Source organism: Cupriavidus yeoncheonensis, assembly GCF_905397275.1.
GTDB classification, from domain to species: Bacteria; Pseudomonadota; Gammaproteobacteria; order Burkholderiales; family Burkholderiaceae; genus Cupriavidus; species Cupriavidus yeoncheonensis.
The window spans coordinates 127,356-153,727 of the sequence record NZ_CAJPUY010000001.1 but is presented as its reverse complement, the minus strand read 5'-3'; the positions used below and the strand labels follow the sequence as shown (position 1 = coordinate 153,727).

General features: G+C 65.2%; 21 protein-coding genes and 1 tRNA gene. 8 read left to right on the top strand and 14 right to left on the bottom strand.

The genetic code is table 11. From position 1 onward, the window contains the following. Positions 1-142: 142 nt before the first annotated feature. On the top strand, positions 143-940 hold the full coding sequence (locus tag KHO22_RS00685; RefSeq protein WP_211945169.1) for an HAD-IIB family hydrolase: 798 nt from the start codon (positions 143-145) through the stop codon (positions 938-940). A gap of 55 nt (positions 941-995) precedes the next feature. On the opposite strand, the gene ntrC is transcribed toward KHO22_RS00685, so the two are convergent. The 4 genes from ntrC to KHO22_RS00665 form a co-directional block, all read right to left on the bottom strand. Continuing rightward, the gene (ntrC, locus tag KHO22_RS00680; RefSeq protein WP_211945462.1) at positions 996-2,546 is read right to left on the bottom strand and encodes a nitrogen regulation protein NR(I); all 1,551 of its coding nucleotides are present in this window, start codon (positions 2,544-2,546) and stop codon (positions 996-998) included. A 90-nt stretch (positions 2,547-2,636) separates the two neighbouring features. Then, positions 2,637-3,818, bottom strand: a complete 1,182-nt coding sequence (glnL, locus tag KHO22_RS00675) for a nitrogen regulation protein NR(II) (protein WP_211945168.1) — start codon at positions 3,816-3,818, stop codon at positions 2,637-2,639. Positions 3,819-3,822: 4 nt separating this feature from the next. Continuing rightward, a complete protein-coding gene (locus KHO22_RS00670) occupies positions 3,823-4,413 on the bottom strand; it encodes a DUF4124 domain-containing protein (protein WP_211945167.1) in 591 nt (196 codons plus the stop codon). Positions 4,414-4,540: 127 nt separating this feature from the next. Beyond that, positions 4,541-5,956 carry a 3-hydroxylaminophenol mutase gene (locus KHO22_RS00665; protein ID WP_211945166.1) on the bottom strand — a complete coding sequence of 472 codons (1,416 nt, stop codon included), beginning with the start codon at positions 5,954-5,956 and terminating at the stop codon, positions 4,541-4,543. Between the two features lie 490 nt (positions 5,957-6,446). On the opposite strand from KHO22_RS00665, the gene KHO22_RS00660 reads away from it, so the two are divergent. Next, positions 6,447-6,911: a rhodanese-like domain-containing protein gene (locus tag KHO22_RS00660; protein WP_211945165.1), complete on the top strand. Its 465-nt coding sequence runs from the start codon at positions 6,447-6,449 to the stop codon at positions 6,909-6,911. A 59-nt stretch (positions 6,912-6,970) separates the two neighbouring features. On the opposite strand, the gene KHO22_RS00655 is transcribed toward KHO22_RS00660, so the two are convergent. The 6 genes from KHO22_RS00655 to hrpA form a co-directional block, all read right to left on the bottom strand. Next, complete coding sequence (locus tag KHO22_RS00655; protein ID WP_211945164.1) at positions 6,971-7,792, bottom strand: competence/damage-inducible protein A; 822 nt, start codon at positions 7,790-7,792, stop codon at positions 6,971-6,973. Positions 7,793-7,804: 12 nt separating this feature from the next. After that, the gene (locus KHO22_RS00650) at positions 7,805-8,683 is read right to left on the bottom strand and encodes an EI24 domain-containing protein (protein ID WP_211945163.1); all 879 of its coding nucleotides are present in this window, start codon (positions 8,681-8,683) and stop codon (positions 7,805-7,807) included. A 90-nt stretch (positions 8,684-8,773) separates the two neighbouring features. Further along, positions 8,774-9,748, bottom strand: a complete 975-nt coding sequence (locus KHO22_RS00645) for a sterol desaturase family protein (protein ID WP_211945162.1) — start codon at positions 9,746-9,748, stop codon at positions 8,774-8,776. Then, a complete protein-coding gene (locus KHO22_RS00640; protein ID WP_211945161.1) occupies positions 9,748-10,593 on the bottom strand; it encodes a polysaccharide deacetylase family protein in 846 nt (281 codons plus the stop codon). Before KHO22_RS00640 ends, KHO22_RS00645 begins: the two co-directional genes overlap by 1 nt. Before the next feature lie 23 nt (positions 10,594-10,616). Next, the gene (locus tag KHO22_RS00635; protein WP_211945160.1) at positions 10,617-11,603 is read right to left on the bottom strand and encodes a YVTN family beta-propeller repeat protein; all 987 of its coding nucleotides are present in this window, start codon (positions 11,601-11,603) and stop codon (positions 10,617-10,619) included. Between the two features lie 148 nt (positions 11,604-11,751). After that, positions 11,752-15,723 (bottom strand): ATP-dependent RNA helicase HrpA, encoded by a 3,972-nt coding sequence (hrpA, locus tag KHO22_RS00630; RefSeq protein WP_211945159.1) that lies wholly within the window; start codon positions 15,721-15,723, stop codon positions 11,752-11,754. A gap of 23 nt (positions 15,724-15,746) precedes the next feature. On the opposite strand from hrpA, the gene argA reads away from it, so the two are divergent. Together argA and KHO22_RS00620 are read left to right on the top strand one after the other, a co-directional pair. Continuing rightward, positions 15,747-17,180 (top strand): amino-acid N-acetyltransferase, encoded by a 1,434-nt coding sequence (gene argA, locus KHO22_RS00625; RefSeq protein ID WP_211945158.1) that lies wholly within the window; start codon positions 15,747-15,749, stop codon positions 17,178-17,180. 154 nt (positions 17,181-17,334) lie between these two features. After that, positions 17,335-17,607 carry an oxidative damage protection protein gene (locus tag KHO22_RS00620; RefSeq protein ID WP_211945157.1) on the top strand — a complete coding sequence of 91 codons (273 nt, stop codon included), beginning with the start codon at positions 17,335-17,337 and terminating at the stop codon, positions 17,605-17,607. A gap of 74 nt (positions 17,608-17,681) precedes the next feature. Here KHO22_RS00620 and rpiA read toward each other — a convergent pair whose 3' ends face one another. Continuing rightward, complete coding sequence (gene rpiA, locus KHO22_RS00615; RefSeq protein ID WP_211945156.1) at positions 17,682-18,368, bottom strand: ribose-5-phosphate isomerase RpiA; 687 nt, start codon at positions 18,366-18,368, stop codon at positions 17,682-17,684. A 158-nt stretch (positions 18,369-18,526) separates the two neighbouring features. Here rpiA and tal point away from each other — a divergent pair, with 158 nt between their 5' ends. Further along, positions 18,527-19,483, top strand: a complete 957-nt coding sequence (gene tal, locus KHO22_RS00610; protein ID WP_211945155.1) for a transaldolase — start codon at positions 18,527-18,529, stop codon at positions 19,481-19,483. A gap of 10 nt (positions 19,484-19,493) precedes the next feature. Here tal and KHO22_RS00605 read toward each other — a convergent pair whose 3' ends face one another. Then, complete coding sequence (locus KHO22_RS00605) at positions 19,494-20,276, bottom strand: SIR2 family NAD-dependent protein deacylase (protein WP_211945154.1); 783 nt, start codon at positions 20,274-20,276, stop codon at positions 19,494-19,496. A gap of 363 nt (positions 20,277-20,639) precedes the next feature. On the opposite strand from KHO22_RS00605, the gene hmpA reads away from it, so the two are divergent. Next, complete coding sequence (gene hmpA / locus KHO22_RS00600; RefSeq protein ID WP_211945153.1) at positions 20,640-21,851, top strand: NO-inducible flavohemoprotein; 1,212 nt, start codon at positions 20,640-20,642, stop codon at positions 21,849-21,851. A 74-nt stretch (positions 21,852-21,925) separates the two neighbouring features. On the opposite strand, the gene rlmB is transcribed toward hmpA, so the two are convergent. Continuing rightward, the gene (rlmB, locus tag KHO22_RS00595) at positions 21,926-22,666 is read right to left on the bottom strand and encodes a 23S rRNA (guanosine(2251)-2'-O)-methyltransferase RlmB (RefSeq protein ID WP_211945152.1); all 741 of its coding nucleotides are present in this window, start codon (positions 22,664-22,666) and stop codon (positions 21,926-21,928) included. A 93-nt stretch (positions 22,667-22,759) separates the two neighbouring features. Next, on the bottom strand, positions 22,760-25,348 hold the full coding sequence (gene rnr / locus KHO22_RS00590; protein ID WP_211945151.1) for a ribonuclease R: 2,589 nt from the start codon (positions 25,346-25,348) through the stop codon (positions 22,760-22,762). A 70-nt stretch (positions 25,349-25,418) separates the two neighbouring features. Here rnr and KHO22_RS00585 point away from each other — a divergent pair. Beyond that, a tRNA-Leu gene (locus KHO22_RS00585) sits at positions 25,419-25,505 on the top strand. A gap of 323 nt (positions 25,506-25,828) precedes the next feature. Beyond that, on the top strand, positions 25,829-26,263 hold the full coding sequence (locus KHO22_RS00580; RefSeq protein WP_211945150.1) for an Rrf2 family transcriptional regulator: 435 nt from the start codon (positions 25,829-25,831) through the stop codon (positions 26,261-26,263). The last annotated feature ends 109 nt before the right edge of the window (positions 26,264-26,372 follow it).

Genomic DNA, 26,372 nt, shown 5'->3' with positions numbered 1-26,372 from the left:
GAGCGAATCTATGTGCTTTTTGTGACAGCGGCATGTTACGCCTGTCGCACCTAGAGGATCAATTCAGCAAAACCACGAGTTCGCAACATGCTGCAATGCAACGTCAGCAGGCTGGGCCACGCCGTCAGTAGAATGCAAAGCCATGCAACCGCTGCGAAACCTCCCCGCCCCTGCCCTGCGCCGCGTGCGCGGCATCCTGACCGATATCGACGGCACCCTTACCACGGGCGGCAGGCTGCCCGCGCGCGCGGTACTGGCCCTCGAACAGCTCACGCAGGCCGGCCTGCATGTCATCCCGGTCACCGGGCGCTGCATCGCCTGGGCCGAGATCCTGGTCCGGCTCTGGCCTGTGGACGCCATCATCGGCGAGAACGGTGCGTTCTATTCCCATCTGCGCCATGGCCGGCTGCTGACCCGCTTCCTCGATGATGCCCCGACTCGCGCGCGCAACCTGGAGCGCATCCGCGCCCTGGGCGAGCGCATCCGGCGCGAGGTGCCCGGCAGCGCGCTCGCTTCCGACCAGGCCTGGCATGCGGCCGACCTGGCCATCGACCATGCGGAAGACGTCACGCCGCTGCCAGCCGATGCCGTGGTCCACATCGTCCGGCTCATGCAGGATGCCGGAATGACCGCCACCGTCAGCTCCATTCACGTCAACGGCTGGTTCGGCCGGCACGACAAGCTGAGCATGAGCCGGTTGTGCGTGACCGAACTGCTTGGCGAAGACCTCGACGCGCGGCGCGACGAATGGCTGTTCATCGGCGACTCCGCAAACGATGCCAGCATGTTCGCGCATTTCCCGCTGTCGGTCGGGGTGGCCAACGTACGCGAGATCCTGCCACAGCTGCCAGTCGCGCCGGCCTATGTGACCGAGGCCAGCGGTGGCGAAGGATTTGCGGAAATGGCCGGACAACTGCTTGCGGCGCGCGGCCAACAATAGGAAAGGCCGGGGCAAACCCGGCCTTTTCTATTTTCACTGAACGTCGCGGTCGGGCTCAGTCGAATCCCAGCTCCTGCAGCTTGCGCGTAATGGTATTGCGCCCGATACCCAGCCGCGTGGCGGCTTCCACGCGACGGCCACGCGTGACGCCCAGCGCCGCTTCGAGCACGGCCTTTTCAAAGCGCCGGGTCAGCACGTCCATCACTTCGGTCTGCCCGGATTCCAGCATCGCACGCGCCTCGCCGGCGAGCAGGTTTTCCCATCCGGCCGTCGACGATGCCAGCGCGGAGGCTGCCGATGCGGTGACAGGCCGCACCGCCGTCATGGTCTCCGACTCGGCAACCGGCATGGCCAGGCCGCCGTAGTCCGACAGGTCATGGCCGCCGGCGATCTCGGCGGATGGCAGGCGCGGCTCGGCGGCACGATGCACGGCCGGCGCGCCTTCGGCACTGCCGGTCCCGATCATTTCGCGCGGCAGGTCCTTGACCTCGATGGTCTGGGCCGGGGCCATCACGGTCAGCCAATTGCAGAGGTTCTCGAGCTGTCGCACATTGCCCGGGAACGGCAAGGTGCTGACATAGGTCAGCGCCTCGTCGGACATGCGCTTGGGCTCCACGCCCAGCTCCTTCGCGCTCTTCTGCAGGAAATGCCGGGCCAGCAGCGTGATGTCTTCCGGCCGTTCGCGCAGCGGCGGCAGCCGCAGGCGGATCACGTTCAGGCGATGAAACAAGTCCTCGCGGAACAGGCCTTCCTTGACGCGCACCTCCAGGTTCTGGTGCGTGGCCGCAATGACCCGCACATTGGCGCGCAGCGGATTGTGTCCGCCCACGCGATAGAAGTTGCCATCGGACAGCACGCGCAACAACCGGGTCTGCAGGTCGAACGGCATGTCGCCGATTTCGTCAAGGAACAGCGTGCCTCCCTCAGCCTGCTCGAAGCGACCGCGGCGCATGGTTTGCGCGCCCGTGAAGGCCCCGCGTTCGTGCCCGAACAGCTCGGATTCGAGCAGATCCTTCGGAATGGCGGCCGTGTTGAGCGCGATGAACGGGCCGTTGGCGCGGGGGCTGTGCTTGTGCAGGGCGCGCGCGACCAGTTCCTTGCCGGTGCCGGATTCGCCGGTGATCATCACCGTGACGTTGGACTGCGACAGCCTTCCGATGGCGCGGAAGACATCCTGCATCGCGGGCGCCTGGCCCAGGATCTCGGGCGCATCGACCAGCCGGTCATCCATCTCCTCCTCGCGCAGGCTCTCCTCCAGCGCACGGCGGATCAGCTCGACGGCCTTGTCGACATCGAACGGCTTGGCCAGGTATTCGAAGGCCCCGCCCTGGAACGCCGCGACCGCGCTGTCGAGGTCCGAGTAGGCCGTCATGATGATGACGGGCAGGCCCGGGTGCTTGGCCTTGATGGCCTGCAGCAGGTCCAGGCCCGATCCTCCGGGCATGCGGATATCCGATATCAGGACTTGCGGGACATCGTCTTCCAATGCCGCGAGCACGTCGCGGACGTTGGTAAAGCTGCGGGAGAGCAGGCTTTCACGGGCCAGGGCCTTTTCAAGTACCCAGCGGATTGATTGATCGTCGTCGACTATCCAGATCGGCTTCATGTGCGTCGCTTGTCTGCTCGGTGTCATTTGGTCTTCCGCATGCCCGCCTGGCGACAGTGCAACGATCGATCGCGGATGCCGGCGGGACAGCTAGTGCAGCGGCAGCAGGATGCGGAAGTCGGTACAACCCGGCCTGCTCTCGCATTCGATCAAGCCCTCGTGCTGCTGCACGAAGGTTTGAGCGAGTGTGAGACCGAGACCGCTGCCGCCATCCCTGCCCGAAACCAGCGGATAGAAGATGCGTTCGCGGATGTCCTCGGGAATTCCCGGGCCGTTGTCGATCACATGCAAGTCCAATGCCAGCTTGAACAGACGCTTGGCGATCGTGACCTGGCGCGCGACCCGGGTCCGCAAGACGATCTGCGCATCGCCACGCGCCATGCGTTCGGCCAGAGCCTGCGCGGCGTTGTGGACGATATTCAGAACCGCCTGGATCAGTTGTTCCATATCGCCGTGCAACTCGGGCAGGCTGGCATCGTAGTCGCGCACGATGTCCAGGCCGTTGGGGAACTCGGCCAGCACGACCGAGCGCACGCGCTCCAGCACTTCGTGGATATTCAGGCTCGACACGATATGCGGGTGGCGGTGCGGCTCCAGCAGCCGATCCACCAGCGTCTGCAGCCGGTCCGATTCCTTGATGATGACCTGGGTGTACTCGCGCAGCGAGCGCTCGGGCAGTTCGAATTCCAGCAACTGCGCCGCGCCGCGGATGCCGCCCAGCGGATTCTTGATCTCGTGCGCCAGATTGCGGATCAGTTCCTTGTTGGCGGCAGTCAGGTCCAGGATGCGCTCCTCCCGTTCGCTGCGGACCTTCTGCTCGTTGAGCAGGATCTCCACCAGCACGGTATCGCCGAACGCCTCCAGCGCGCCGATGACCACATGCGCATGGATCGGCTCCTGCAACGGCGGACGCAGCACCAGGTCCTGGCGTCGTACGTCGAACTGGCGCGTGACCACCGTATCGATCATGCCCTGCAGCTCTTCCGACTGTCCGAACAGGTCCGGCAGAGACAGTTCCACCATGGCCTTGCGCGACACCGCGAAAGTCGATTCGGCAGCCGGATTGGCATAGGCCACGCGCAGACCCGGCTGCCTGACCAGCAGGACGGGATTGGCCACGACATCCAGGCCCGAATGCAGCACAACCGCCCCAAGCGGCGACACCTGACCGCTGTCCGGACCATTGACCGGTTGAGTCTGGCCGGCAGTGTCGCCACGGGCGCCGTCGGCGCCGCCGCCCCTGCGCGACACACTGCGAATCAGGCGACGCATAAGACTAGTCCTTCAGGTTGGAAAGCTCGCGGCGCAGCGACGCCGCATTGGCCTCGCTGCGGCCGATGTCATCGCGCAGCCCTGCCGTACGATCCAGGTACCTCTGATAATTGCGTTCATTGCCCTGCCGCTCGGGCTGGCCGTTGTTGTACTCGGCACGCAGCGCCGCCAGCTTGGCGTCCTCGGCCTGCAGCTCCTGCTCCAGCACGGTGCGCCGCTCGCTGTCGCGGCTCTTCTGCGTGGCGCTGTCCACGCGCGGAAAACCGCTGGTGGCCGCTGTCCCGCCTGCTGTGCCGCCTGCTGTGCCGCCTGAAGTCCCCGCGGCCTTGGCCGGCGCCGCGGTACGTCCGCCCTGCACCGTGACCACATCGGGCAGGTTCAGTCGCTTGCACCCTTTGCCCGCGCTACCGTTGCGATACTCCGGCACCCCATTGGGCCCGACACAGACATAGACGTCAGAAGACTGCGCCTGGGCCGACTGGCTCAACGCGGAGGCCACCAGCAATGCGGCAGACACCAGAATGGGGAGTCGTACACGGAACAGGTGCAACGACTTGGCCGGCCTGGCCATGGGCGGGAACGCGTTCATGAACATCAGCGAGAGGGTTGAACGGAAAGCCCCATTCTAGCCATCAAAAGAAAAAGGGGCAGCCAAAGCCGCCCCTTGCTGGTGCAACTGTTGCCCGACCACAACCTGACGTCATCGCCGGGCAACATCCCGCTTACAGCGAGTAATACATTTCGAACTCAACCGGATGAGTGGTCATGCGGAAGCGGGTGACTTCTTCCATCTTCAGCTCGATGTAGGCGTCGAGCATGGAGTTGGAGAACACGCCGCCGCGGGTCAGGAACTCACGGTCGTTGTCGAGGTATTCCAGGGCCTGGTCGAGGCTGTTGCAGACGGTCGGGATCTTTGCATCCTCTTCCGGCGGCAGGTCGTACAGGTTCTTGTCGGCAGCTTCGCCCGGGTGGATCTTGTTCATCACGCCGTCCAGGCCGGCCATCATCAGCGCCGAGAAGCCCAGGTACGGGTTCATCAGCGGATCCGGGAAGCGGGTCTCGATACGGCGGCCCTTCGGGTTGGCCACGTACGGAATGCGGATCGAGGCCGAACGGTTACGGGCCGAGTAGGCCAGCTTCACCGGGGCTTCGAAGCCCGGCACCAGGCGCTTGTACGAGTTCGTGCCCGGGTTGGTGATGGCGTTCAGCGCGCGAGCGTGCTTGATGATGCCGCCGATGTAGTACAGGGCGAATTCCGACAGGCCGGCGTAGCCGTTGCCCGCGAACAGGTTCTGGCCATCCTTCCAGATCGACTGGTGCACGTGCATGCCCGAGCCGTTGTCGCCGACGATGGGCTTCGGCATGAACGTGGCGGTCTTGCCGTAGGTGTGGGCGACGTTCTGGATCACGTACTTCTGCAGCTGGGTCCAGTCGGCGCGCTGCACCAGCGTGCTGAAGCGGGTGCCGATTTCGTTCTGGCCCTGGCCAGCCACTTCATGGTGGTGCACTTCAACCGGAATGCCCAGCGATTCCAGGATCAGGCACATTTCCGAACGCATGTCCTGGAACGTGTCGATCGGGGCGACCGGGAAGTAGCCGCCCTTCTTGCCCGGACGGTGGCCCGAATTGCCGTGCTCGAATTCCTTGCCCGACGACCACGGGGCTTCTTCGGAATGAATCTTCACGAAGCAGCCTTGCATGTCGACGTTCCAGGTCACGCCGTCGAAGATGAAGAATTCGGGTTCCGGACCGAAGAAGGCGGTGTCGCCCAGGCCCGTGCTCTTCAGGTAGGCTTCAGCGCGCTTGGCGATCGAACGCGGGTCACGATCATAGCCCTTGCCGTCCGACGGTTCGACCACGTCGCAGGTCAGGACCAGCGTCGGCTCTTCGTAGAACGGGTCGATGATCGCGGTGTTCGGATCCGGCATCAGCAGCATGTCCGAAGCCTCGATACCCTTCCAGCCAGCGATGGACGAGCCGTCGAAGGCGTGGCCGCTTTCGAACTTGTCATCGTCGAAGTGCGACGTCGGAACCGAAACGTGCTGCTCCTTGCCTTTGGTATCCGTGAAGCGGAAATCGACGAACTTGACGTCGTTTTCTTTCACAAGCTTCATCACATCTGCAACGCTTTGGGCCATGCCAATCTCCTGGAAATTCGGCTGAAGTCTAGAAAGCCATTCGTGGGCCGGTCATCGCGCCGGTGCGAAGTGCGGTGGTCCCGAGCCACTGCGCCCGCGCGATTCCTTGCCCTTAAAAAGGGACGAGGAATGTTAGCAGAAAGCATGCCAAGTTAACTCCGGCCCCATCCCCACCGTCCCGAAAAAAGTGGCCAGCCAAGGCCGGCGCACCATACCGGGGTTCACCCGCCAGACGGCCGAACTAGCTGCCGTCAGCACGTGACGCCAACGCTACAAGGCGGCCGGCGAACGCCCCATCCATGAAACACCATAACGGTGCACGCATCAAGTTGTGGCACCGCATTAGTGCCTATGCACCAAATCGGATATGCCTGCACTGCAATCGCCCAGAATCCTCTCCTGACCGGCGAGGAATGATGGTCATTGCCGGGGCGCGCTATAGAATAGCGGACTGGCATCCGCTATTCCATCTATCAATCTTGTCACCCAGATGACTACCCGAGACGAACTCCTCAAGGCTGCGCAAGTGCGCCAGCAACAGAACCAGCTTCCCTATTTCGGCGCCCTGTCGCCCGTGGAAGCCTTCGCGCTGCTGCAGGGCGATCCGTCTGCCGTGCTGGTGGACGTGCGCACGCAGGCCGAACTCGACTGGGTGGGCGGCGTCGACCTGCCCGACGCCCAGTTCGCCCACGTCGAATGGATGTCCTATCCCGGCGGCGCGCAGAACCCGCGCTTCCTCGAAGAACTGAAGGCCCGCGTGCCGGCCGACGCGCCGGTTCTGTTCCTGTGCCGCAGCGCTGCGCGCTCCAAGCACGCTGCCCGCGTGGCCACCGAAGCCGGCTACCAGTTCGCCATGGACGTGCTGGAAGGCTTCGAAGGCAACCGCGACGATAACCACCACCGCAAGACTGTGGAAGGCTGGTGTGTGCGCGGCCTGCCGTGGCACGGCGCCTGACACCGCGGCACGCAAAAGAAACAGGGGCCTGACCGGCCCCTGTTTCTTTTCGGCCCGACTCAGCCGGCAGCCCCCGAGGCCGCCTGCTCCATCGTTTCGAAGCCCATGCCGCGCACGCCTTCGAGCAGCATCGCATAGGCCGGCCCGACCTGCTCCGCCGGGCCTTTCACGCCCAGGTCGATATGGCGCCGCGCAAGCTGGTCGCCGCGCTGCGCGTCCCCCACGGATGGCAGGCTGAACACCCGAATGCCCGGGTAGGCCGCCTCGACTCGCTCCATCAGCGGCGTCAACGTCGATTCCGGCGCCTCGAACACGTAGAACGCTCGTTCCTGCTGACCAGCCTGGTGGAACAGGTGGGCATAGTCGTGATCCAGCACCCATTCCATCATCGGCCACGCCATGACGGGAAACCCGGGCATGAAATGGTGGTCAGCCACCGAGAAACCGGGAATCCGGTTGTAGCTGTTCGGGATGATGCGCGCGCCTTGCGGAAATTCCCCCATCTTGAAGCGATGCTGGTTCTCGGGCAGGTTGAGGTCGCCCTTGACCGGATCTCCTTGCGCCGTTTCCGCGATCCGCAGCGCGATCTGCTCGCGCGCCTCGGGATGCAGCACCAGCGGCACGCCGAGCGCGGCGGCTGCACACTGGCGCGTGTGGTCGTCCGGCGTCGCGCCGATGCCGCCCGTGCAAAACACGATGTCCGTGCCCGCCAGCGTGCGGCGCAGCGTTGCCGTGATGCTGTCGCGGTCATCGCCGACATACTGGGCCCAGTCCAGCTTCAGCCCACGCGCGCCCAGCAGTTCGATGGCGCGGCGCAGGTGCTTGTCTTCTCGCCGCCCGGAAAGTATTTCGTCGCCAATGACGATCAGGCCGAAACCCATGATGCCCCCGCTTCAGGAATGTTCAATGCGGCGCACGTCCGACGGCGCCAGATCAATCACGTCACCGGCCGGCGCCGATGGCGGCGGCGCGGCCGAGGCCCGCTCGGCACGCAGTTGCGCCAGCGCGCGCAGGCAGAAGTGTCCGAACCACAGCGCCGAGAAAATGAAGATCAGCACATAGAGCCACAGCATGCCCGCCAGCACGAATGGAAACAGGAAAATGACCGCAGCCGACGACACCCACAGCAGCGTCGGCGCCGAACCGAGCAGTCCCACGACGACACCCATCGTCAGCAGCGGGACACGATGGCGCCGCATCAGGGTCTTGCGCTCCTCGGCGGATGCGTGGTCGGCCAGCGCGTCATAGGTCATCACGCGGTAGGTCAGCCAGCCCCACAGGACGGGCGGGACCAATGCAAAGAACAGCGGCAGCAGCCACAGCGGCAACGTCACCAGCACCAGCACCAGGAACACCACCGTACTGCCGAGCGACTGGAACACGCTGCCGACGATGCTGCCACCGCGTTCCTTGGCCAGGTCCGGGTAGCTGCGCTCAAGATGGCGTACCACCGCGGGCACCGAAAACAGGCTGATGAACAGCAGCATCGAGGCAATGACCAGCGGCACCGCCAGCGCGGCCACGAACAGTGGCGCGACCACGGCTCGCATCGACTGCAGGCCGAACCAGTCCAGCGCGCTGTAGATCCAGCTGGTCAGGACCGAAGCCTCCAGGAAAGACCGCATCGCGCCCATGATCGGGTCCCAGCCCCACCAGAACAGGCCTCCCCAGAGTGCCGTGGCAAGGACGAAAGGCAGGACCGTCAACATCAGCATGCGCGGATGCAACTGGCTCACGAGCGCTCGGCCAAACGAGCGAAAAATGTCGTTCATGCAGGATGTCAGAATGGAACAGTGCAATGCGCCGGTAAATGCACGCGCACCGAAACACTAGCATACGCCGCCAGATCGCGACGTGTCGGTTCAGCCGAGGCGCAGCAGGCGCTTGATGCCGTACCACTGCTGGGCCAGCAGTCCCGCGCCATAGTCGCGGCCCTTGCCCGCCGGCGGCGGCATCTGGTCGCGGATGCCGGTGGGATGGTAGGCCGGCGTGAAGACCGCCGTGCCGAACAGCATGTCCCACCACGGGAAGATCACGCCATAGTTGCAACCACCGAGGCGCGCCGGCACGCCAGCCGCTTCATGCCCGAGCCCGACGGCGTGGTGCGTGCGGTGGAATCGCGGGGAGATCAGCAGGCGTTCGCCGATCGCGCCGAAATGCAGCCGCAGGTTAGCGTGCTGCAGGCTTTGCAGCAACTGCGACAGCGCGACCAGCAGCACGTACTGGGACGGCTCCACCCCGACGGCAATGGCGGCGACGGCAAACACGAGGTCGCGCAGCATGTCGTCGAGCAGGTGATTGCGGTTGTCGCTCCACAGCGTCATCTGGCGCTGGCTGTGGTGCACTGAATGCAGGCTCCACCACCAGCGGTAGGTGTGCGACAGGCGGTGGTACCAGTAGTCGAGCAGGTCGAACAACAGCAGGTACAGGAAGAAGCTGACCAGCGGGATCGACGTCACGGCCGGCCACCAGTCTTCCACGTTCACGCGCTGCCAGCCGAACATCCGCAGGTGCCCTTCCAGCGCATCGGTCAGCGGCGCCAGCACGAAGAACATCGCCAGCCGGAACAGTCCGAGCCGATGGATCAGGGTATAGAAGATGTCCGTGCGGACACCGGCGCGATCCGTGACCGGCTCGACCGGGCGCAGCTTTTCCAGCGGCCCCAGGATCAGCACCATCACGGCAATCTGCACCAGGCCCACCAGCAGCCACTCGGTGCCGGTGAACGCGTCTTCCGCGTAGCCGCCGAAGCCCAGGTTGTAGACCGCCGGCAGGACCACGTCCTGGAACAGCGTGCCTTCCAACTGTGCAATCCAGCCGTTGAGCGTCTCAAGCATCAGCGCTTGCCCTCCTTGCGCTGCCCGGCCGTCGCGATCCAGTCCCGGTAAGCCGGATGTTCGCGCAGCGTGGCAAAGCAGAAGCCCTTGCGCTCCAGCCCGGAAATCAGCGGCTCCAGCACGCCGGGCGCCCATGGGTCCTTGCGCGACCAGATGCCGAGATGCGCCATAGCGATGTCGCCATCGTGCAGGTCACGCAGCGCGCGGGCCAGCAGCGCCTGGTTCGGGTAACGCTCCGACGACAACTCGTCGCCCAGGAATCCGGCCGGCGCCCAGCCTACATGCCGGAAACCGCATTGCTCGGCCCACTGCAGCGTTTGCGCAGCGGTGCGCCCGCCCGGCGCGCGCCACAGCGGCACCATGTCGACGCCAGTCATGCCGCGCAGCGCCTGCGCGCTGCGTTGCAGTTCGCGGCAAAAGCCGTCGGCGTCCATGCTCACGTCCTTGCCGGCCTGCGCCCCGAATTGCGGGCGCATGGTCACCTTGCCGTCGCGTACGCTGCGCAGGTAGACGTGGTCGTAGGTATGCGTGCCAAAGGCATGGCCGTCCGCCGCCAGCAACTTCCAATATGGTGCCCAGCCGGGCTCGAGCGAGCTGTCCTTGTTGACGGTCGGCTCGTTGGCCAGGAAGAACGTGGCCTTGATATGGTGGCGGCGCAGTGTATCGGCGATCAGCTGGGCCTGGCTCATGCTGCCCGTATCGAATGTGAGATACAGCGTTCCCGCCGGGCAGGCCTTTCCGGCCGGCGCAGCCGCGTCAGCCGCGTGCAGCCCCGTCAGTGGCGCGACCGTGGCAGCCAGGGCGGCCAGCAGCGATTTCAAGCGAGGCGCGACGGATTTGCGCATGATCCTTCCCTGCCCTGTCGACGTCAGTAAAGCGGCGCCCGGGTGCGGAAATAGATTCCGTGGGGCGAACGGCCTACACGGATGGTCTTGACCAGCTTGCGATTGGCCACGTCGATCAGGCCGACCGCACGTGCCCAGCGGAACGTCACCCACAGCGTCTTGCCATCGGCGGTCAGCTCCATATCGTCCGGACCCGGCGGCAGGCCGGTAATGTCGCCCACCTTGGTCAGGGTCTGCTGGTCGATGATGCTGATGCTGCCGGTCACGCGGTTGCTCAGGAACAGGTGGCGCTTGTCGCCCACCGCGCGGAAATTGTGCGCGCCCTTGCCGGTCTGGATCTGCTTCACTATGGTACGGGTGCGCCAGTCGATCACGGCCACGTAGTCGGCGCCCGTCATGCCGACCAGCAGGTAGCGCTGGTCAGGCGTGACCCAGATACCCGCCGGTGCCGAGCCCGCGTCCATGCGCCACATCACGTTCTGCGTGGCCAGGTCGATGGCCACCACCTCATTGGAATCCTGCAGCGTAATGAATGCAATACGGCTGTCGGCGGTGTAGGCGATATGGCTGGGCGTCTTGGCCAGCGGAAACTGCTTGGCCATCTTCAGAGCCTTGCCGTCCCAGCGGTAGAGGTCGACACGGTCGAGCCGGTTGCCGGTGGTGATGAACCACTTTTGGTCCGGCGAAAAACCGACCTGGTAGGGATCGTCGATGCCGGGCACGCGCTGCTGGACCTTGCCGGTCACCGGGTCGAGGAAGACCAGGTCATTGCCCACGGCATTCGCCACGATCAGCGACTTTTCGTCCGGCGTGGCGATCAGGTGATGGGGCTCCTTGCCGACCGGGAAGGTTTCCAGCACCTTCTGTGTGTCCTTGTCGATCAGCGTGACGGTTGCATCACCCGAATTAAGCACCACCACGACTTCCGCCGAGGCCGGCGACGCCATCAGCCCCAGGGCGAGAGAGCCGACCGTCAACACACCAGCAACAACACGACGCAACACGAGCATAAGTCCAGTCAATCAAAGGGCGGAATCGCACATTCTAACGTTTCGCAGGGGCGCCAAGATGACCGCCCAACTGATCGCGGACAAGACTTTCACAATTGGTTACACATCTCTGGCGCTTTCGGTCTCAATCGCCCGGCAAGGCCGCCATTTATCGCTGCATGGCTTCCCAGACCTTCTGCAGGCGCTTGATGGACATCGGCACCGGCGTGCGAAGTTCCTGGGCAAATAGTGCGATGCGCAATTCTTCTAGCATCCATCGGAACTCATCCAGCCTGGCGTCCGCCGCCCCCTTGCCCTGCGTCCGCAGTTGCTTCTCCGCGCGCTGCCACTGCTGCAGCAGCGGCGCCATCTCCTGCATGCGCTGCGTATCGCGCGCCGGGTCGCCCTTGAGCTTGTCCACGCGCATGGCGATGCCCTTCAGGTAGCGCGGGAAATGCACGAGTTGGGCGTACGGCGTATCGATGAGAAACTGCTTGCCCACCAGCCGGCCCAGTTGCCCTTCCATATCGGCATAGGCCGTGCCGAAAGATTTCGCCTGCAGCAGCTTGCGCGGCAGACCCGCGTACTCGGCCAGGATGGTGCCCGCCAGCCGCGCGATCTCCTGCGCCAGCAGCGACAGCCTGGCCCGCCCCTCGTCCTTGCGGACGCTGAACTCGGCGTCGTTGCGCGGCAGCGGCGCCTGCAGGCAGGCACGCTCGAGCGCCAGCAACACGATCTGCTCGCGCAGCATCTCCTGCGTGCCCAGGGTCATGTACTGCATGGCCATCTGCTGCAGGCCAGGGATGTTCTTCTCGATGAACTTGACCGGTTCGCGCAACTGCAGCGCGAACAGCCGGCGCAGGCCCGCATGGTGGATGCGCTCGGCCTCCTGCGGATCGTCGAAGACTTCCACGTCGCAATGCGTGCCCTTGTCGACCAGTGCCGGGTAGCCGAACAGCGTCTGGCTGCCCTTGCGGATTTCCAGCAGATCGGGCAGTTCACCGAATGACCAGGACGTCAAACCCTCATACTGGCCCGCCTCGGCTGCCGGCACGTCGCGCGCCGCAATGTTCTGGAACGACTGCTGCGCCTGGCCGCCGAGTTCCGCGCGCAACTGCGCCAGGTTGCGCCCCATGTCGAGCTGGCGGCCGTGTTCGTCGACCACCTTGAAATTCATGAAGTGGTGCGCGGACAGCGTTTCCGGCTTGAAATCGGCACGCCTCACCACCGTACCGGTCTGTTCGCGGATGTCCGCGATCAGTACGTCGATCAGTTCGCCTTCGCCAAACGGATGCCGCATCACGAAGCTGGCAGCATAGTCCGGCAGCGGCACGCAGTGGCGGCGCAGCTTCTGCGGCAGCGACTTGAGCAGCAGGTGGACCTTTTCCTTGATCATGCCCGGCACCAGCCACTCCGCCCGCTCCGGGCGCAACTGGTTGAGCGCGTAGAGCGGCACGGCCAGCGTGACGCCGTCGCGGTGGCTGCCGGGTTCGAAATGATAGGTCAGGCCCATGTCGACGCCGGCCACGGACAGGGTCTTGGGGAACAGGTCCGTGGTGATGCCGGCCGCCTCGTGCCGCATCAGCTCCTCGCGGTTGAGGTAGAGCAGCTTGCGGTCCTTTGCGCTGTCGGCCTGGTACCACTGCTCGAATGTCGTCTGCTGGCAGATATCGGCCGGAATTGCGCGGTCATAGAACGCGTAGATCAGCTCGTCATCGACCAGTACGTCCTGGCGGCGGGACTTGTGTTCGAGGTTCTCGATCTCGCGCACGAGCCGCTGGTTGTGCGCATAGAACGGCAGTCGCGTGTCGAACTCGCCCTCGACCAGGCCGCGGCGGATAAATATCTCGCGCGCTTCCTTGGGGTTCATCGGCCCGTAGTGCACGCGGCGGTGCTGGTACACCACCAGCCCGTACAGCGTGGCGCGCTCCAGCGCCAGCACCTGCCCGGCTTTCTTTTCCCAGTGCGGGTCGCTCCAGCTCACCTTGAGCAAGTGGCGCCCGACCTGTTCCAGCCACTCCGGCTCGATGCGCGCGAGCGTGCGCGCGAACAGCCGGCTGGTCTCGACCAGTTCGGCCGCCATGACCCAGCGGCCCACCTTGCGCGCAATCAGCGAACCCGGCCACAGGTGGAACTTGATGCCGCGTGCGCCAAGGTACTCGCGCCCCTTGCCGTCGCTATCCTCGATCCGGCAGCCGACGTTGCCGAGCAGGCCGGTCAGCAACGCCTTGTGCAGCTGTTCATAGGTCGGCTCGCTGTCGTTCAGGCGCCAGCCTTGCTCGGTCACCGTGGTCAGCAACTGCGAATGCACGTCGCGCCACTCGCGCAACCGCACATGCGACAGGAAGCTCGCGCGGCACAGGTCCTGCAGCTGCCGGTTGGATTTCTTGTGCGCCACGGCCTCTTCGAACCATTTCCACAGCCGGACCCAGCCCAGGAACTCGGACTTCTCGTCCATGAACTTGCGGTGGGCCTGGTCGGCCGCCTCCTGCGCTTCCTGCGGACGCTCGCGCGGGTCCTGCACCGACAGCGCGCTGGCAATGACCAGCACCTCGCGCAGGCAGTGCTGCTCGCGCGCGGCCAGGATCATGCGCGCCACGCGCGGGTCCAGCGGCAACTTGGCGAGCTGGCGCCCGGTCCCGGTGAGCTGGTTGGCATCGTCCACCGCGCCGAGTTCCTGCAGCAACTGGTAGCCGTCGGCGACAGCCCGGCCCAGCGGCGGCTCGATGAACGGGAACGCTTCGATATCCGTCAGCCGCAGCGCCTTCATGCGCAGGATCACCGCGGCCAGCGAGGAACGCAGGATCTCCGGATCCGTGAAGCGCACGCGGCCGACGAAATCCGATTCCTCATAGAGCCGGATGCAAACCCCATCGGCCACGCGACCGCAGCGGCCGGCGCGCTGGTTGGCGGCAGCCTGCGAAATCGACTCGATCTGAAGCTGTTCGACCTTGTTGCGATAGGAATAGCGCTTGACGCGCGCGAGCCCCGTATCCACCACGTAGCGGATGCCCGGCACCGTCAGCGACGTCTCCGCGACGTTGGTCGCCAGCACGATGCGGCGCGCATTGGACGGCTTGAACACGCGCTCCTGCTCCTGCACCGACAGGCGCGCGAACAGCGGCAGGATTTCCGTGTGCGGCGGATGATGCTTGCGCAGCGCCTCGGCGGCCTCGCGGATCTCGCGCTCGCCCGGCAGGAACACCAGCACGTCGCCGGGGCCCAGGCGGGACAGCTCGTCTACCGCATCGACGATGCCGTCGTACAGGTCGCGCTCGCGGGCCTGGGCGCTCTTCGGCGGGCTGTCGGCAGGTGCATCCTGCCGGATCGGCCGGTAGCGGATTTCCACCGGGTACAGCCGCCCGCTTACCTCGATGACGGGGGCCGGCTTGCCATTGACCGAAAAATGCGTCGCGAAGCGCTGCGCGTCGATGGTCGCCGACGTGATGATGACCTTGAGATCGGGGCGCTTCGGCAGGATCTGCCTCAGGTAGCCGATCAGGAAGTCGATGTTCAGGCTGCGTTCGTGCGCCTCGTCGATGATGATGGTGTCGTACGCGCGCAGCAGCGGATCATTCTGCGTTTCGGCCAGCAAGATGCCGTCGGTCATCAGCTTGACCGAGGCGCCTGCCGAGAGCGCGTCATTGAAGCGCACCTGGTAGCCCACGTGCTCGCCCACCGGCGAACCCAGCTCCTGCGCAATGCGCTTGGCCGTCGAAGTGGCGGCAATGCGCCGCGGCTGGGTGTGGCCGATCAGGCCGCCGCCTTCGCGCCCGGGCCCGCGCCCGATCGACAGGCAGATCTTGGGCAGCTGCGTGGTCTTGCCCGAACCCGTCTCGCCGGACACGATGACGACCTGATTGGCCTGCAGCGCGGCCGCGATCTCGTCGCGGCGGGCCGAGACGGGCAGCGCTTCGGGAAACGTGATGGGCGGCAGCGGGTTGGCCTGGCGCGGCGCTCGGGGCGTACCGGGCGCGCGCCGGCGCCCGGCCTGCGCCTCGCCGCCGGACGCGGTCTCGGGCCGCGGGCCGGGGCGGGATGGCGGGCGCTGCTCGGGGCGGCCGTCGGTTCGGAGGGCTGGCCGGGCGCCAGCGGCTGGCTGGCGTGGCGAAGAAGGCTTGGCGGGACGTTGTTCTGACATTGGCCGGGATTATAATCCGCGGCATGAATGCCAGAACCGACACGCCACCGCAGGCACCGGCTCCTTCCGAGCCGGCCGAGCCCCAGCCTGCCACCGAATCGCAGCCCGCCACGGGCGCGCCCCAGACCGAGGCCGTCGAGCGCGGCGCGCCGGACCACCAGCAGTTCGTCGACTGGCTGCGCACGGTCGCGCCCTACATCCACGCGTTCCGCGGCAAGACCTTCGTGATCGCCTTCGGTGGCGAACTGGTCAAGGCTGGCGTGCTCAACGCGCTGGTCAACGATGTGGCACTGCTGCATGCCATGGGCATGCAGATCGTGCTGGTACACGGCTCGCGCCCGCAGGTGGAAGAGCAGCTGGGGCTGCGCCATGTGGAGTCCCAGTTCGCCGATGGCGTGCGCATCACCGACAACGCCGCGCTGGAATGCGCCAAGGAAGCCTCGGGCGAACTGCGCCTGGATATCGAGGCGGCCTTCAGCCAGGGGCTGCCGAACACGCCGATGGCGGGCGCCCAGCTGTCGGTGATCTCGGGCAACTTCGTCACGGCCCGGCCGGTGGGCATCGTCAACGGCGTGGACTACCAGCACACCGGCCTGGTGCGCAAGATCGACGGCGAATCGGTGCGCATGTCGCTGTCGCACGGCAAGATCGTGTTGTTCTCGCCGCTGGGTTTCTCGCCGACGGGCCAGGCTTTCAACCTGTCCATGGAAGACGTGGCCAGCGCCACGGCCACCGCGCTGAAGGCCGACAAGCTCGTCTTCATCACCGAAGTGCCGGGCGTGCTCGACCCGGTCGGCAAGCTGATGAAGGAGATGTCGCTGCGCACCGCCGTGGAGCGCCTGCAGAACAACCACCTGCCGCCCGACATCGGCTACTACCTGCAGCACCTGGTCAAGGCGCTCAAGGGCGGCGTGCCGCGCGCGCACCTGATCCCCTATTCGCTGGACGGTTCGGTGCTGCTGGAGCTGTTCCTGCACGACGGCGTCGGCACCATGATCTCCGACACGGACCTGGAAAGCCTGCGTGAAGCCACGCTGGATGATGTCGGCGGCATCCTGCAGCTGATCGCTCCGCTCGAGCAGGACGGCACATTGGTTCCGCGCGGCCGGCACCTGATCGAGCGCGACATCGCCAACTTCTCGGTGATCGAGCACGATGGCGTGCTGTTCGGTTGCGCCGCGCTGTACGACTACCCGCGCGAGAACATGGGCGAGATGGCCTGCCTGACGGTATCGTCCGAAGCACAAGGTACCGGCGACGGCGAGCGCCTGCTCAAGCGCATCGAACGGCGCGCACGCTCGCTGGGCCTGGAGCGGCTGTTCGTGCTCACCACGCGCACGGAACACTGGTTCCTCAAGCGCGGCTTCGTCCACGCCACGGTGGATGACCTGCCCGAAGACAAGCGCAAGCTCTACAACTGGCAGCGCAAGTCGATGGTGCTCATGAAAAAGCTGTAGTCACCGTAGGGGCAATGCCGCCAGGCGGCGGCGCCACGCCCTGCTTGGCTACAATAGCGCACCAGCCGTCCACTGAATCACACAATCGGGAGCGCACGGCGCGCGGCATGGCTTTGTGCCGCCCCGCTCCCGCCAACATACACAAGGAGTTCCCATGGCCCGCATGGTCCACTGCATCAAGCTGAACAAGGAAGCCGAAGGGCTCGATCTCCCGCCCCTGCCCGGCGAACTCGGCAAGAAGATCTGGCAGAGCGTCTCGAAGGAAGCCTGGGCCGGCTGGCTCAAGCACCAGACCATGCTGATCAATGAGAACCGCCTGAACATGGCTGACGCGCGCGCGCGTCAGTACCTGCTCAAGCAGACGGAGAAGTACTTCTTCGGCGAAGGCGCGGACCAGGCTCAGGGCTACGTTCCGCCGCAGGCCTGAGTTCCACGGCCAGCAAAATGAAAAGGGGTGCCGGCGGCACCCCTTTTTGCCATGGCGCATCCCGCGCCGGTGGCTCAGTAGTCGGTGCGCCGGACGCCATCCCCCGTGCCGAGCAGCAGCACGTTCGCGCCACGCAGGGCAAACAGACCTACCGTCACAACGCCGGGGATCTGGTTGACGGACTGTTCCAGCCCGCGCGGGTCGCTGATCTTCAGACCGGCCACATCCAGGATCACATTGCCGTTGTCGGTCTTGTAGATGCCACCGTCCTTGTTCATGCGCAGGCGCGGCTGGCCACCGAGCGCGGCCAGCTGGCGCGCCACCGCGGCGCGTGCCATCGGAATCACTTCGACGGGCAACGGGAAGGCGCCCATGGTTTCCACCAGCTTGCTGCCATCCGCGATGCACACGAAACGGCCCGCGACCGATGCCACGATCTTCTCGCGCGTCAGCGCGCCGCCGCCGCCCTTGATCATGGCACCGCTGGCGTCAACCTCATCGGCACCGTCGACATAAACGGGGATATCGTCGACTTCGTTCAGGTCGAGCACCTTGAAACCATGCTGCTGCAGCCGACGCGTGGAGGCCTCTGAGCTGGATACCGCACCCGCGAAGCGTTCCTTGAACGCCGCCACGGCGTCAATGAAAAGATTGGCAGTGGAACCGGTACCGACGCCAAGCACCGCGCCCTCCGGGACTTCCTGCTTCACGTAGTCGGCCGCGGCTTGCGCCACCAGCGCCTTGAGTTCATCCTGAGTCATGACAACAGCCAGATGGCTTGGGGAAGAAAACGCGTAGTGTAGCGGATTGCGACGGCCCGGCCTGCGCGCGACGGTACAATGAGCCGCAAGGCACGCACGGCCCTGCCGAACGGCCGCCCTCCCCGCCTCAACATGACGACTGCAACGACATACCGATCATGAACCAGCTCGAACAACTCAAGCAGTTCACCACGGTCGTGGCCGATACCGGCGACTTCCAGCTGATGAAGCAGTACACCCCCCAGGACGCCACCACCAATCCGTCGCTGATCCTCAAGGCGGTGCAGAAGCCCGAGTACCGCGGGCTGCTGGAAAAGGCGGTGTACGATTATCACGATGAAGGCGGTGTCGATGCCGTGATGGACGGCGTGCTGATCGCGTTCGGCTGCGAGATCCTTGCCATCGTGCCAGGGCGCGTGTCGACCGAAGTCGATGCCCGCTTGTCGTTCGACACCGACGCGACCATCGAGAAAGCCCGGCACCTGATCCGCCTGTACGAGCAGCGCGGCGTGGCCCGCGAGCGCGTGCTGATCAAGATTGCATCGACGTGGGAAGGCATCCGTGCGGCGGAGGTCCTGCAGCGCGAAGGCATCCGCTGCAATATGACGCTGCTGTTCTCCTTGGTGCAGGCCGTCGCCTGTGCCGAGGCCGGCGCGCAACTGATCTCGCCGTTTGTCGGCCGAATTCTCGACTGGTACAAGAAGCAGGCCGGCGACCAGTGGGACGCGGCGGCCAATGCCGGCGACAACGATCCCGGCGTGCGTTCGGTGCGCCAGATCTACGACTACTACAAGAAGTTCGGCTACTCCACCGAAGTGATGGGCGCGAGCTTCCGCAGCCCCGCGCAGATCGTCGCCCTGGCCGGCAGCGACCTGCTCACCATCAGCCCCGACCTGCTCGAGCAGCTGGCCAGCGCGGAAGGCACGTTGGAACGCAAGCTGTCGGTCGACCTGGCGCAGGCCGGAAACATCGCGCGCATCCCCGCGGACGAGCCTGCTTTCCGCTGGCAGCTGAACGAAGATGCCATGGCCACCGAGAAGCTGGCCGAAGGCATCCGCCAGTTTGCCGCGGACGCGATCAAGCTGGAAAAGCTGGTCGCGGAAATCGCCGGCTGAAGCCCCTCGTCTAGTCCGGCTCCGTCTCGGTGCCGGATTGCGGCCATAGCAGCGGCAGGCATGCACCCGCCGCTGCGGGCAGCACCACGTCGGCGGTCTGGTCCAGCGCCGAAGGCTGCGGATTCACCACGACGACCCGTGCGCCATGATCCCTCGCCAGGCCAGGCAGCCCGGCCGCCGGATACACCAGCCCCGACGTCCCCACGACCAGGCACAGGTCGGCAGTCTCGGCCGCATGCTCGGCACGGAAGCGCGCCACGCGCGGCAGGTCCTCTCCGAACCACACCACACCGGGCCGCATCAGCGCGCCGCACAGGCTGCAGCACGGCGGATCGCCGGGAATGGCTGTGGCCTCGTCACAGCGCCCGCACCCGTTCAGCCATTTGTTGGCAAACAGGTTTCCGTGCAGTTCGATGACATGCTCGCTGCCTGCGCGCTGGTGCAGGCCGTCGACGTTCTGCGTAACCAGCGTCACCGGCTTCTGTGCGGCCAGCGCAGCCAGCGCGTAGTGCGCCGGATTCGGACGGGCGGCCGCGACCAGTGCGCGCCGGTGCTGATACCACTCCCACACGAGTGCGGGCTGGCGGCGGTAGGCATCCTCGCTTGCCAGTTCTTCCGGATCGAACTGCGCCCAAAGCCCGGTCAGCGCATCGCGAAACGTCGGCACACCCGATTCGGCGGAAATGCCCGCGCCGGTCAGCACGAACACGCTGCGCGCTTGCGCGATCAGGTCCCGGGCTTCTTCCAGGCCGGGCCATGGCGACGACGTGGGGATCAGGGGATCATTGCTCATGCTGTCAGCGCTGCGCAAGGCTGGTGCAATGGTTCATTCCCCACACGCCGGCTGGGCTTGCGGGACAACGGCAGGGCACTGACATGGCAACCTTTATCAAGAATTCGGACACGGACGGCTCGGCCACGACGGCTGGCGCTTGCACGCGCTGCCGGCGCAGCCGGGCGTCACGCTTGACGCAGATTCTAGCCCCTTACCGGAACCTCACACCACGTAGCACCAGGGCGTCGCCACCGAGCGTGCCTCGTCCCCCTCTGCCGCGCTGATCAACCTCTAGACTGGAGAGCAAGCAACGCGACGAGCCAGGCCGCCGTCGCACCTGTGCCGCTCTGGCGCACTCGTGCCCCGCAAAGGAGACCGATCATGCTGACGCAGAAGACGAAGGACATCGTGAAAGCCACCGCGCCCGTGCTGGCCGAACACGGCTATGACATCATCAAGTGCTTTTACAAGCGCATGTTCGAAGCCCACCCGGAGTTGAAGAACATCTTCAACATGGCTCACCAGGAACAGGGGCAGCAGCAACAGGCACTGGCGCGCGCGGTCTACGCCTATGCCGAGAATATCGAAGACCCGGGCAGTCTGATGGCCGTATTGAAGAACATTGCCAACAAGCACGCGAGTCTCGGCGTGCGCGCCGAGCAATACCCGATCGTCGAAGAACACCTGCTGGGCGCCATCAAGGAAGTCCTGGGCGCCGCCGCTACCGACGACATCATTTCTGCCTGGGCGCAGGCGTACGGAAATCTGGCCGACGTCCTCATGGGCATGGAAAGCGAACTGTACGAGCGCTCCGCCGCACAACCGGGCGGCTGGTCCGGCTGGCGCAGCTTTGTCGTCCGCGAGAAGACGCCGGAGAGCAGTGTGATCACATCGTTCGTCCTTGAGCCGGCCGATGGCGACGCGGTGATGAATTTCGAACCGGGCCAGTACATCAGCATCGCCGTCGAGGTGCCGGCACTGGGCCTGCAACAGATCCGCCAGTACAGCCTGTCGGACATGCCGAACGGGCACAGCTACCGCATCTCCGTGAAGCGCGAAGACGGCGGCCCGCAGCCGGCCGGCTACGTCTCAAGCCTGCTGCATGAGCATGTCAATGTCGGGGACACCGTCAGGCTGGCGGCACCCTATGGCAGTTTCCATATTGACGTCAACGCGAAGACGCCCATTATCCTGATCAGCGGCGGCGTCGGGCTGACCCCGATGATCAGTATGCTCAAGCGGGCCATACAAGATCCACAGCGGCAAGTTGTCTTCATCCACGGCGCACGCAACGGCGCTGTCCACGCGATGCGCGACCGGCTGCGTGAAGCCGCCCGGATGTATGCCAATTTCAGCCTGATGGTTTTCTACGATGACCCGCTGCCGCAGGATGTCGCGGGCAGGGACTATGATCGCGCCGGGCTCGTCGACGTCAGGTCGATCAAGGACACTGTCCTGCTGCCGGATGCCGACTACTATATCTGCGGGCCGATTCCGTTCATGCGCATCCAGCATGACGCACTGAAGGATCTCGGCGTCCGTGAGGCGCGTATCCACTATGAGGTGTTTGGCCCGGACTTGTTTGCAGAGTAGCGGCAGGCGGCGGAATCGACGCCGCCTGCCGAACGGTGCGCGCCGCGTTATAGCGGCGCGTTGGTTTCTGAAGCTTACTTCACGCGCCGCTGTCGCACGGCCTCGTACAGACAGACACCGCTGGCCACCGACACATTGAGGCTCTCGACGCCGCCAAGCATCGGGATGCCGACCAGTTCGTCGCAGGTCTCGCGCGTGAGGCGTCGCATGCCCTCGCCTTCGGCGCCCATCACGATGGCCATCGGACCCTTCAGGTCAATGTCGTAGAGCGTCTTCTCGGTGTCGTCGGCGGTACCGACCACCCAGATGCCGCGTTCCTGCAGTTCGCGCAGGGTGCGGGCAAGATTGGTCACGGTGATATAGGGCACGGTCTCGGCCGCACCGCTGGCCACCTTCGCCACCGTGGTGTTCAGCCCGACGCTGCGGTCCTTGGGCGCGATCACGGCGTGCGCACCGGCGCCGTCCGCCACGCGCAGGCAGGCGCCTAGGTTATGAGGATCGGTCACGCCATCGAGCACCAGCAGCAGCGGGGTGCCTTCAATGCCATCGAGCAATTCGTCGAGGTTCAGCGCCAGCGCCACGTCTTCGGCGCGCGCCACCACGCCCTGGTGACGATCGGTACCGGCCATGCCGCGCAGACGCTCGGCGTCCACGGGGTGCAGGCGCACGCCCAGGCCTTCGGCCAGGCGGATGAAGTCCTGCATGCGACGGTCGCGGCGCGAAGCCTCGACATAGACATCGGTGACGCCCTTGGCGTCCTGGCGCAAGCGCGCGGTCACGGCGTGAAAGCCGATCAGAAGTTTTTGTTTAGCCATGGCGCGATTGTACTCGCCCTGCCCGGCCCGCCAGCGCGCTTCGTGCGCGCCATCCGGGAACGCCCATGCCGCGGCGCCCCGGAAAGCCCCGGCTTAATGCTTGCGCGGGGGGCGCGACGTCTTGCCAGCGGTCTTGGCCGCGTGCGTCTTCGAAGCCGGCTTGCGCGGCTTGTCCAGATGGCTCGGCTTGGGCTTGGCAGCGTGCTTGGCCGGCTTGCCACCGGTCTTGACGTGCGGCCGCAGCGGCGTGATCACCGCCTCGAACACTGGCTGCTCTTCGATCACGCGATCCAGCGTCTCGTCGAACGACTCCTCCGGCTTGGAGGTACCGCCCAGCAGGGCCGCCAGTTGCCGCCCCTTCTGGCGTGCCGGCACCGCATGCGCGGCCGGCACGCGCGGCGGTTCGCTCACGCCGGCGCGAGCGCGCAGGGTCTTGGCCGACGGCTCCTGCACCAGGCGGAAGTCGATCTTGCGCGCGTCGAGATCCACGCGTGAAACTTGCACACGCACGCGGTCAGTCAGGCGATAGCGGATGCCGGTACGTTCGCCACGCAGTTCGTTGCGGGCTTCGTCGTACTGGAAGTAGTCGCTGCCGAGTTCGGTGACGTGCACCAGGCCCTCCACGTACAACTCGTCCAACTGCACGAAGATGCCGAACGACGTCACGGCGCTGATGGTGCCGGCGAAGTCGCTGCCCAGCTTGTCGCGCATGAAATAGCACTTGAGCCAGGCTTCGACATCACGCGAGGCCTCGTCGGCGCGGCGCTCATTGGCCGAGCAATGCAGCCCCAGCTCGTCCCAGATGGCTTCATTGCGCCGCGCACGTGCCGCGGTCAGCTCGGCCTTCTGCTCGGCGTCCTTGGCCTGCAGGCGCCGCGCCTTGGGCGAAACCGCGGTATTGAACTCGGTGCCGTGCGCGAAGGCCGGCTGATACTTGGTATGCGCCAGGATTGCCTTGATCGCGCGGTGCACCAGCAAGTCCGGATAGCGGCGGATCGGGCTGGTGAAATGCGCGTAGGCCTCGTAGGCCAGACCGAAGTGGCCGATATTGTCGGGGCTGTAGACCGCCTGCTGCATGGAGCGCAGCAGCATGGTCTGCAGCATCGGCGCGTCGGGCCGCGACTTGATCTTGTCCATCACCTCGGCGTAATCGGACGCCTGCGGCTTGTCCCCGCCACCCAGCGACAGCCCCGAGGTCCTCAGGAACTCGCGCAGGTTCTTCAGCTTTTCCTCGCTCGGGCCCGCGTGGATCCGATATAGCGCCGGGTGCTTGAAGCGCTCGATGAAATCGGCCGCGCAGACGTTGGCCGTCAGCATGCACTCCTCGATCAGGCGGTGCGCGTCGTTGCGCGTGCGCGGCAGGATCTGCTCGATCTTGCCCTGCGCATTGCAGACGATATACGTCTCGGTGGTATCGAAGTCGATCGCGCCGCGCGCACGCCGCGCCTTGAGCAAGACCTGGAACAGCTCATACAGGTTCTGCAGGTGGGGCACGAGATCAGCACGCTTGTGCGCTTCCGGCCCCTTGGTGTTCGACAGGATCGACCAGACCTCGTTGTAGGTCAGCCGTGCCGCCGAGTGCATGACGGCCGGATAGAACTGGTAACCCTTCAGTTCGCCCTTGGCCGTAAGCACCGCGTCGCACACCATGCACAGGCGGTCCACCTGCGGGTTGAGCGAGCACAGGCCGTTGGACAGCTTCTCCGGCAGCATCGGGATCACCCGGCGCGGGAAATACACGGAGGTGGCACGGTCGAGCGCATCGGCATCCAGCGGCGTGCCGGGCCGCACGTAGTGCGATACGTCGGCAATGGCCACGACCAGGCGCCAGCCCTTGGTGCGGCCGATCTTCACGGGCTCGCAGTACACGGCATCGTCAAAGTCGCGCGCGTCCTCGCCGTCGATCGTGACAAGCGCCACATCGCGCAGGTCGATGCGGTGGTCCAGGTCGGCCTGCCGCACTTCATCGGGCAGCGCCGAGGCTTCCTTGGCAGCCGCTTCCGAGAAAGCATGCGGCACACCGTACTTGCGCACGGCGATCTCGATTTCCATGCCGGGATCATCGATATCGCCCAGCACTTCCACCACGCGACCGACCGGCTGCACATAGCGGTCCGGATATTCGATCAGTTCGACGCTGACCACCTGCCCCACGCGCGCCTTGCCCTGCGCCTTCGGCGGAATCAGGATGTCCTGGCTGATGCGCTTGTCCTCGGGCGCCACGACCAGCACGCCGCCCTCGTTGAGCAGGCGGCCGATCACGTAACGGTTGGCCCGCTCGATGATCTCCACGATCTGCCCTTCCGGGCGGCCGCGCCGGTCGTAGCCGATCACGCGCACCTGCGCGCGGTCATTGTGCATGGCCTTCTGCAGCTCGCGTTCCGGCAGGAAGATGTCGTCCTCGCCGTCGTCGCGAATCAGGAAGCCAAAGCCGTCGCGGTGTCCCTGCACACGGCCGATAACGAAATTGGGTTGATGGGCCAGTTCATAGCGGCCCTTGCGGTTCAGTTCGATCTGCCCGTCGCGTTCCATCGCGGCCAGGCGTTTCTGGAATCCGTCATGCTCCTTGCGCGTGACGGACAGGGCCTTGGCAATATCGCCGGCCGACTGGGGCGACCCCGAGGTTCTCAGTACGCCAAGGATTTCTTCCCGGCTGGGGATCGGATAGTTGTTTTGATTCAATTTTTTCTGAAAACTATTTGACAAAAAATCCGCGCTCTCTATAATGAGCGCTTCGGTTGTTTCGACGCCTGCCCAGGTGGCGGAATTGGTAGACGCACTAGGTTCAGGTCCTAGCGGTGGCAACACTGTGGAGGTTCGAGTCCTCTCCTGGGCACCAGATCAGCGAGAAACCCGCAGCGCTTTTGAAGCCTGCGGGTTTTTTGTTTTCCGCCCTCGCCTCGCACATCTGATCCGGCAACTTGCACTCCTCGCTTCGCGGTCGGATTCGACCGCATTCCATTTATTGATCTGCGGCAGCCAAACGGCCGCACTGCAGACGAGTGTATCAGTTTCAGTGGCGATTCCGGCATTCTCCCGCCACCCTTACGACACAAAACGCGACAGTCGTCGTGTCGTCACGCCCCGACAACTGAGATCCCCCTGACGGATTGACAAGCTGCTCGATCTGTAACTATCATGGTTTCACATTAAGGTTTCGCCATGAGCACAAGCAGCCGGTTCGCCGTCGCCGTCCATATCCTGACCTTGCTGGCCAGCGCCAGCGAGCCGTTGCCGTCGTCGCTGATCGCCGGCAGCGTCGGCACCAACCCGGCACTGATCCGGCGGCTGATCGGACAACTGGCCGAAGCCGGCCTGGTCACCAGCACCATGGGCAGCACCGGCGGCTCGGCGCTGGCGCGCCCCGCTGAACGGATTACCTTGCTCGACGTATTCCGGGCAGTCGAGACCACGGCACTGATTGCCCTGCACCAGAGCGCACCCAATCCGGCCTGCATGGTAGGCAGGGAGATCACCGGCGCCCTGCGGCTGGTGGCGGACCGGGCTCAGTCCGCCATGGACATTACCCTAGCGGAGATCACCATTGCCGGCATGCTCGCCGATGTCGAACATGCCGCCCAGCGCCGCAAGCGCTGAATTTTTTTGCCCTGATGTGTAACCGCATCAGTTTCATATCAAGCGCCGCCGCGCTGGACGTGGCATTTGCCTGACCGACCTTTACCCCTTTACCCTGACAAAGAAGGAC

Bases quoted from the DNA above. Each gene is read 5' to 3' on its own strand.
- KHO22_RS00645 (WP_211945162.1), bottom strand. From the start codon at position 9,748: ATGCTTGAGACGCTCAACGGCTGGATTGCACAGTTGGAAGGCACGCTG.
- KHO22_RS00670 (WP_211945167.1), bottom strand. From the start codon at position 4,413: ATGTTCATGAACGCGTTCCCGCCCATGGCCAGGCCGGCCAAGTCGTTG.
- hmpA (WP_211945153.1), top strand. From the start codon at position 20,640: ATGCTGACGCAGAAGACGAAGGACATCGTGAAAGCCACCGCGCCCGTG.
- hrpA (WP_211945159.1), bottom strand. From the start codon at position 15,723: ATGTCAGAACAACGTCCCGCCAAGCCTTCTTCGCCACGCCAGCCAGCC.
- glnL (WP_211945168.1), bottom strand. From the start codon at position 3,818: ATGCGTCGCCTGATTCGCAGTGTGTCGCGCAGGGGCGGCGGCGCCGAC.
- KHO22_RS00635 (WP_211945160.1), bottom strand. From the start codon at position 11,603: ATGCTCGTGTTGCGTCGTGTTGTTGCTGGTGTGTTGACGGTCGGCTCT.
- rlmB (WP_211945152.1), bottom strand. From the start codon at position 22,666: ATGGCTAAACAAAAACTTCTGATCGGCTTTCACGCCGTGACCGCGCGC.
- rpiA (WP_211945156.1), bottom strand. From the start codon at position 18,368: ATGACTCAGGATGAACTCAAGGCGCTGGTGGCGCAAGCCGCGGCCGAC.
- KHO22_RS00580 (WP_211945150.1), top strand. From the start codon at position 25,829: ATGAGCACAAGCAGCCGGTTCGCCGTCGCCGTCCATATCCTGACCTTG.
- KHO22_RS00660 (WP_211945165.1), top strand. From the start codon at position 6,447: ATGACTACCCGAGACGAACTCCTCAAGGCTGCGCAAGTGCGCCAGCAA.
- KHO22_RS00605 (WP_211945154.1), bottom strand. From the start codon at position 20,276: ATGAGCAATGATCCCCTGATCCCCACGTCGTCGCCATGGCCCGGCCTG.
- tal (WP_211945155.1), top strand. From the start codon at position 18,527: ATGAACCAGCTCGAACAACTCAAGCAGTTCACCACGGTCGTGGCCGAT.
- KHO22_RS00665 (WP_211945166.1), bottom strand. From the start codon at position 5,956: ATGGCCCAAAGCGTTGCAGATGTGATGAAGCTTGTGAAAGAAAACGAC.
- KHO22_RS00655 (WP_211945164.1), bottom strand. From the start codon at position 7,792: ATGGGTTTCGGCCTGATCGTCATTGGCGACGAAATACTTTCCGGGCGG.
- KHO22_RS00640 (WP_211945161.1), bottom strand. From the start codon at position 10,593: ATGCGCAAATCCGTCGCGCCTCGCTTGAAATCGCTGCTGGCCGCCCTG.
- KHO22_RS00685 (WP_211945169.1), top strand. From the start codon at position 143: ATGCAACCGCTGCGAAACCTCCCCGCCCCTGCCCTGCGCCGCGTGCGC.
- KHO22_RS00650 (WP_211945163.1), bottom strand. From the start codon at position 8,683: ATGAACGACATTTTTCGCTCGTTTGGCCGAGCGCTCGTGAGCCAGTTG.
- argA (WP_211945158.1), top strand. From the start codon at position 15,747: ATGAATGCCAGAACCGACACGCCACCGCAGGCACCGGCTCCTTCCGAG.
- ntrC (WP_211945462.1), bottom strand. From the start codon at position 2,546: ATGAAGCCGATCTGGATAGTCGACGACGATCAATCAATCCGCTGGGTA.
- KHO22_RS00620 (WP_211945157.1), top strand. From the start codon at position 17,335: ATGGCCCGCATGGTCCACTGCATCAAGCTGAACAAGGAAGCCGAAGGG.